2 protein-coding genes are annotated in these 2,402 nt (G+C 29.8%); both read right to left on the bottom strand.

Annotation, left to right across the window (positions count from 1 at the left end; all coding sequences use genetic code 11):
- Positions 1-111: 111 nt before the first annotated feature.
- Complete coding sequence (locus tag AC30RD_RS08445; protein ID WP_489494050.1) at positions 112-1,320, bottom strand: lytic transglycosylase domain-containing protein; 1,209 nt, start codon at positions 1,318-1,320, stop codon at positions 112-114.
- Between the two features lie 62 nt (positions 1,321-1,382).
- Positions 1,383-2,162 (bottom strand): TatD family hydrolase, encoded by a 780-nt coding sequence (locus AC30RD_RS08440; RefSeq protein WP_489494048.1) that lies wholly within the window; start codon positions 2,160-2,162, stop codon positions 1,383-1,385.
- Between the last annotated feature and the right edge of the window lie 240 nt (positions 2,163-2,402).

Raw genomic sequence — 2,402 nt, 5'->3', positions numbered from 1 at the left:
TGGATAGAGTATGAAGACTTGGGTTTTCCATATGTAGGAGCCGAGTAATAATATCTTTTTGTAGCACATCCGGTTAAAAAAAATAAAAAAACTAATATAAGAAAAAATCTACTAATTGATAATAACAAGTTTCTCTCCAACTCTTATCATATGAGTTTTTTTGCCGTTTAATTTTTTTAATTTAGCAACGGTTATGCCGTATTTTTTAGATATTGAAAGAAGAGTATCCCCTTTTTTTACCCTATAGATAATTTTACTTTTTTTAGGTATAGGAATAATTAAAGTCTGATTTATTCTTAAAATATTTGATCTTAGCTTATTAAAATCTTTTATCATCTTATAAGATATTTCATATTTAGCGGCAATTTTTGCTAAACTATCGCCTTTTTTAACCTTGTATACGATAAAAGCCTTTTTTATATTGGAAGGTTTATAATTTTCTTTAAAATCGGCTAATTTAATATATGGAAGATAAATATCATACTCTTTAACGTTTGGCGGAACAAAGCCATATTTTAAATGTGCGTTTAACTCTCTTAAAATCGATCTTTTTATCTTTATATCTTTTGCAATCTCATCCAAAACTTCTCCGCCTTTTACCTTTACGGTTGCTAGAGAGTAAGCCGACCCTCTATTTAAGATATAATCAAAATCTCTTTTTAAATGATAGTTTTCATCACTTCCTATTAAAGCAAGAGCGATTATTTTTCTAATATATCTTCTACTCTCTTTTGGTAGATACTTTTTTTTAGGATCGATCAATTTGTTTAAATCTTTTGTTTTTGCTTTTTTAATAGCTCTAACAACTCTTCCCTCACCGGAATTATAAGCAAGAGCTGCCAAATACCATCTGCCAAATTTTTTATGAAGATATTTTAGATATTTAATAGCCGCTTTAGTTGATTTTACGGGATCCTTTCTCTCATCTACATACTCATCTATTCTAAGTCCATATTTTTTTGCGGTTGAAGGCATAAACTGCCAAATCCCCACGGCTTTTTTATGGGATTTTGCGTGAAGTTTAAAATTTGACTCAGCCATTGCCATAAAAAGAAAAACCTGAGGTATTTTAGCCTCACTAATCAATCTTTTTATAGTAGGAATATATATAAAAGAGTCGCTATTGGTATCAAAAAAATGTCTTTTTTTATATTTTTCAAACTCTTTTTTTACTTTTACAAAATCTTTATTTGCAACAAAGGATGGATCCACGTCTAAACTTCTTAATATCTCTATCTCTTTATTATAGTAGCCTCCAAAATCCAAAGAGGCAAAAAGATTTGAAATAAAAATTATTCCAATAACAACAAATCTAATCAAAAAACTCTCCTTAAGCAAATTTTAAAGCACTTAAACATTTATCCCCTATTTTAGTAAATTTTTTATAAAAAACATTTAAATAATCTATTTGCGTTATTTGTGGTTATATCGCAAATTTTTTCAAAATCAATATCTAAAATTTGAGCAATTTTCTTTGCTATTAAAATAGTATAATATGGCTCGTTTCTTTTTCCTCTATATGGATGAGGTGTAAGATATGGAGAGTCTGTTTCTATTAATATCCTATCTAAAGGGATTTTTGGCAAAATATTTACCAATTTTTTTGCATTTTTAAAAGTTATAACCCCACCTATTCCAAAATAAAAATTATAATCGCTAAGTTCTAACAATATCTCACTTGCATTAAAACAGTGTAAAACTCCTCCCACTTCTTTAGCACCATTTTCAATTAATATCTCTTTAGAATCAAAACTTGCCTCTCTAATATGAACTATCAACGGTTTTTTAACTTCTTTTGCTATTTCAATATGCTTTTTAAATATCTCTTTTTGCTCATTTTTCTCTTTTATTTTTTCATTTTCCTCTTTAGGAAGCCTGTAATAGTCCAACCCACACTCACCTACTGCTACGCATTTTGGATGGATAAGATATTTAAATAAAAGATCTTCGTCAAATTTATCCTTTTCATATGGATGAACGCCTGCTGCAAAAAAAACGTTTTTATAATTTTCACTGATCCACTTAGCTCTATCAAGATCTTCAGGATCGGCCCCGGGAATTAAAAAACCTTTTACATCATGCTCTATCGCTCTTTTTATAACCTCGTCCAAATCATCATAATATCTTTTATCATCCAAATGACAATGGGTATCTATAATCAAAATATCTCTCCTTTAATTTAATAATTTGGTAATTGGGAATTGGTAATTGGTAATTGAGCCCTCTCTTATCATTTTGACTCTTACCCCTTACCTCCTTACCCCCTTACCACCTTACCACCTTATCACCTTATCTCCTTACCACCTTACCTCCTTCTCCCTTCAGCCTTTCACCTAACTTCTCAACCACTCAACTATTTTAACCAATTTTGACATTGGACATTGGACATTAGACATTGGTAA

It is taken from the genome of Nitrosophilus sp., assembly GCF_982775275.1.
This window is presented reverse-complemented; position numbering and strand designations above follow the sequence as displayed.